The organism is Mycobacterium sp. (genome assembly GCF_049585075.1).
Lineage (GTDB): Bacteria > Actinomycetota > Actinomycetes > Mycobacteriales > Mycobacteriaceae > Mycobacterium.
Genome location: NZ_JBAUZA010000289.1, coordinates 1 through 4,097 on the forward strand (window position 1 = coordinate 1; position 4,097 = coordinate 4,097).

The 4,097-nt window shown below is 63.9% G+C and carries 6 protein-coding genes; 4 read left to right on the forward strand and 2 right to left on the reverse strand.

Features of this window, described 5'->3' with window-relative positions:
- Positions 1 to 939: DNA polymerase IV (locus tag WB785_RS14080; RefSeq protein ID WP_424079955.1), on the reverse strand; the 939-nt coding region annotated here is incomplete at its 3' end.
- A gap of 14 nt (positions 940 to 953) precedes the next feature.
- Positions 954 to 1,577: a helix-turn-helix domain-containing protein gene (locus WB785_RS14085; protein WP_424079950.1), complete on the reverse strand. Its 624-nt coding sequence runs from the start codon at positions 1,575 to 1,577 to the stop codon at positions 954 to 956.
- Positions 1,578 to 1,666: 89 nt separating this feature from the next.
- Here WB785_RS14085 and WB785_RS14090 point away from each other — a divergent pair, with 89 nt between their 5' ends.
- The 4 genes from WB785_RS14090 to WB785_RS14105 all read left to right on the forward strand — a co-directional run.
- Positions 1,667 to 2,212, forward strand: a complete 546-nt coding sequence (locus WB785_RS14090) for an NAD(P)H-dependent oxidoreductase (RefSeq protein ID WP_424079951.1) — start codon at positions 1,667 to 1,669, stop codon at positions 2,210 to 2,212.
- Positions 2,213 to 2,602: 390 nt separating this feature from the next.
- Positions 2,603 to 2,842 (forward strand): redoxin NrdH, encoded by a 240-nt coding sequence (locus WB785_RS14095; RefSeq protein WP_424079952.1) that lies wholly within the window; start codon positions 2,603 to 2,605, stop codon positions 2,840 to 2,842.
- Positions 2,843 to 2,877: 35 nt separating this feature from the next.
- Positions 2,878 to 3,327 carry a class Ib ribonucleoside-diphosphate reductase assembly flavoprotein NrdI gene (gene nrdI / locus WB785_RS14100; protein ID WP_424079953.1) on the forward strand — a complete coding sequence of 150 codons (450 nt, stop codon included), beginning with the start codon at positions 2,878 to 2,880 and terminating at the stop codon, positions 3,325 to 3,327.
- Positions 3,294 to 4,097, forward strand: an 804-nt coding sequence (locus WB785_RS14105) for a ribonucleotide reductase N-terminal alpha domain-containing protein (RefSeq protein ID WP_424079954.1), incomplete at its 3' end; no start/stop codon positions are given. The genes nrdI and WB785_RS14105, both read left to right, overlap by 34 nt.

Below are 4,097 nucleotides of genomic sequence, written 5' to 3' on the forward strand. Positions count from 1 at the left end.
AACGTCGGCGTCGGTGGTGGGTTCGTCGAGCTTGCGGATCTTCGTGCGGGTGTAGAACGTGGCGGTGCGGACGGTCACCGCCACCCGGGTGACGATCCGCGAGGAGGCTACGACATCGCTCAGTGCATGCTGCGCCAATTCGGTTACCGCTGAATCCATTTCGCCGCGTTCGGTGATGTCTCGCGGGAAGGTTACGACGTGACTGCGGGAGCGCGGCACCCACGGTTCGGCGCTGACCGTGTCATCGCCGCCGCCGTTGGCCAGCAGCAACAGCCACAACCCGGTCCGCGGCCCGAATGTCGACGTCAGCAGCTCGGCGTCGGCGTGTGCCAATTGCCAGACGGTGGTGATACCAAGAGTGGCAAGCTTTTTCATCGTTTTGGGCCCGACGCCCCAGAGCGCGTCAACTGGCCGGTCGCCCATCACCGTCATCCAGTTGGCGTCGGTAAGGGTAGACACGCCAGCCGGTTTCGCAAATCCGGTGGCAATCTTGGCGCGCTGCTTGTTGTCGCTGATGCCCACCGAACACGACAGCCCGGTCGCCGATGAGATCACGGTGCGGATCAGTTCGGCAAGTTCGGTTGGGTCCTCGGCTGGCGTCTCGATGAAAGCCTCGTCCCAGCCCCATACCTCGACCGGGTGGCCCAGGTCGCGCAGCAATCCCATCACCTCGTCGGAGGCCGCGTCATAGGCTGCGGGATCCGACGGCAGGAAAGTGGCGTCGGGACAGCGCCGGGCCGCGGTGCGTAGCGGCATCCCGGCGTGCACACCGAATTCGCGGGCTTCGTAGGACGCGCACGTCACCACTTTGCGCGGTTCGGTCGGATCACCGTTGCCCCCGACAATGACCGGCAGCCCGGCCAGCTCGGGGTGGCGGCGCAGTTCGACTGAGGCGAGGAATTGGTCGAGGTCGACGTGCAGGATCCAGCTCTTCGGCACTGGGCTTGAGTCGCTCACCGTCCACATAGCTTGCGCGCCAAGCTTTCCCACGCGTCGCCCAGACTCTGGAGGGTCTGGCCGGCATCGTCGAGTTGATGCTGGACGTAGTCGGCGTCGAGCAACGCCAGCAGGGCATCGGTTTGGGCATCGAGGTTGCCGGTCGTCCCGGCCGTGGCCAGCAGCATCCGCACGTGCATGCGTAGCACCATGTAGGGGGCGTTGATCGGCGAACCGTGGCGGGTATGCGGGTCGCGGTTGGCGTCGGAGAGCAGTTCGTGGTGGGCATGGGCAAAACGCAGCCGGTCGCGACCGAACGCCAGCAGCCGATCCAACGGCGGCGCATCCGGACCCAACGGTGGCGGACCGAACAGAAACGCTTGCTGGCTGGCCCGCTCGTCTTCGTCGAGCAGCACCATCATCAATCCGGCCCGGCTGCCGAACCGGCGGAACACCGTGCCCTTGCCGACGCCCGCGGCGGCGGCGATGTCGTCCATGGTGACGGCGTCGGCGCCGTGCTCGGCGATGAGCCGGCGCGCGGCATCGAGCAGCAACACACGGTTGCGGGCAGCATCGCCGCGCTCCAGCGGCGCGGAAGGGGATAGCTCACCCAGGCCGGCCAACTCGTCAGCGGTGCTCACACCTGCACTTTAACCCGGATGGAATAATCCGGACTACAGTCCGTTTAACCCGTGCAAAGATGTAAACCAACTACCGAAGGGAAACGGGCATGCCGGAAATCAAGGTCTTGACGTTGGTAGGAAGCCTGCGCGCCGCTTCAATCAACCGTCAGATCGCCGAGTTGGCGGTAGACGTCGCTCCCGCGGGCGTCACCGTAACCGTCTTCGACAGGCTCGGTGACCTGCCGTTCTACAACGAGGACATTGACAACGAGGCCGACGTGTCCGCCGGGGTCACCGCCCTACGCGCGGCCGCCGCCGAGGCTGATGCCGCTCTGGTGGTGACCCCGGAATACAACGGCAGCATCCCGGCCGTCATCAAGAACGCGATCGACTGGCTCTCCAGGCCGTTCGGCGACGGGGCGTTGAAGGACAAGCCGCTGGCCGTCATCGGCGGGTCGTTCGGCCGCTACGGCGGCCTCTGGGCGCACGACGAGACCCGCAAGTCGTTCGGGATCGCCGGTCCTCGCGTCGTCGAGTCGATCAAGCTGTCGGTGCCGTTCGGATCGCTCAATGGGCAGGCCCCACAGCAGAACGCCGAGGTGGTGTCCAACGTGCGCGACGCGGTGGGCAAGCTGGTCGCCGAAGTGCGCTGACGCCCGCCCGGGCCGTTTGCTGAGCGGATGCGGCCGGCGTGTTCTGTCGGTGCCGGGTGGTAAGTCTGGGTGTATACCGCCGCGAAACCATTTTGTGATCTACGACACGCCGGAGCCGCACCGAGGCGAGGGCTTACGACCAGGGAATTTCATGAATGTTTTTCAGAACATCTTGTATCCCTACTTATTGTCACCCACTAGGTGTAGTGTTTCCGACACCGACAGACCCCAGGTTCACCAGGTCGACCGGGCCGCGTCAACCGGCAACGCAGGCAGGCTGACGCGGATCGGCAAATTGGGAATTCTGTGGCGCGGCGGTCTGCTGAATAGCAGTACACATGCAATACCTGAGTAGTTGCCAGTCCCCGCGTCGACAGAGGAGTCGTACCGATGAGCGTCACCGTCTACACCAAGCCGGCATGTGTGCAGTGCAACGCCACGTACAAGGCGCTGGACAAGCAAGGCATCGCCTACGAGAAGGTCGACATCAGCCTGGACTCCGAGGCACGCGACTACGTGATGGCGCTGGGGTACCTGCAGGCTCCCGTGGTGGTGGCCGGCGGCGAGCACTGGTCCGGCTTCCGGCCCGACCGGATCAAGGCGCTCGCCGGTGCGGTGCTGAGCGCGTAGCCGGCGGCGGCGCAGTAGCACAGGAGGGGATCGTCGTGCCGTCCTGCAGCCTGGTGTATTTCTCCAGCGTGTCCGAGAACACCCACCGCTTCGTGCAGAAGCTGGGTATTCCGGCGACGCGGATACCGCTGCACGGCCGTATCGAGGTGGACCGGCCGTATGTGCTGGTATTGCCGACCTATGGCGGCGGCCGGCCGACTCCGAACATCAACGACGGCGGCTATGTCCCCAAGCAGGTCATCGCCTTTTTGAACAACGAGCACAACCGGTCGTTGATACGCGGCGTCATCGCCGCGGGCAACAACAACTTCGGTACTGAATTCGCCTATGCGGGCAACGTGGTCTCCCGCAAATGCGGCGTTCCCTATCTCTACCGCTTCGAACTGATGGGAACCGAGGACGACGTACAAGCCGTCCGCGCGGGCCTAGCTGACTTCTGGAAGGACGACACGTGCCACCAACCGCCGCAACTGCAGAGCGTGTAACCCCCGCCGGACACGGCGCATTGCCGGGCGAGACGGATTACCACGCCCTGAATGCGATGCTGAATCTGTACGACGCCGACGGCCACATTCAGTTCGACAAGGACCGCGAAGCCGCGCATCAGTACTTCCTGCAGCACGTCAACCAGAACACGGTGTTCTTCCACAATCAGGACGAGAAACTCGACTACCTGATCAAGGAAAACTATTACGAGCGTGAGGTTCTCGACCAGTACTCACGCAACTTCGTCAAGACGTTGCTCGACCGCGCCTATGCCAAGAAGTTCCGGTTCCCGACGTTCTTGGGCGCGTTCAAGTACTACACCTCCTACACGTTGAAGACGTTCGACGGCAAGCGGTATCTGGAGCGCTTCGAAGACCGGGTCGTCATGGTGGCGCTCACCCTGGCCGCCGGAGACACCACGCTGGCCGAGAAGCTCGTCGACGAGATCATCGACGGCCGGTTCCAGCCGGCCACCCCGACATTCCTCAACTCGGGCAAGAAACAGCGCGGCGAACCGGTGAGCTGCTTTTTGCTGCGCATCGAAGACAACATGGAGTCCATCGGGCGATCGATCAACTCCGCGCTGCAGCTATCCAAGCGCGGCGGGGGAGTCGCGTTGCTGCTGACCAACATTCGCGAGCACGGCGCGCCGATCAAGAACATCGAAAACCAGTCTTCCGGGGTCATCCCGATCATGAAGCTGCTGGAGGATTCGTTCTCCTACGCCAACCAGCTCGGCGCGCGCCAGGGGGCCGGTGCCGTGTATCTG

Coding starts and splice junctions, on each gene's coding strand:
- WB785_RS14095 (WP_424079952.1), top strand. CDS start 2,603: ATGAGCGTCACCGTCTACACCAAGCCGGCATGTGTGCAGTGCAACGCC.
- WB785_RS14090 (WP_424079951.1), top strand. CDS start 1,667: ATGCCGGAAATCAAGGTCTTGACGTTGGTAGGAAGCCTGCGCGCCGCT.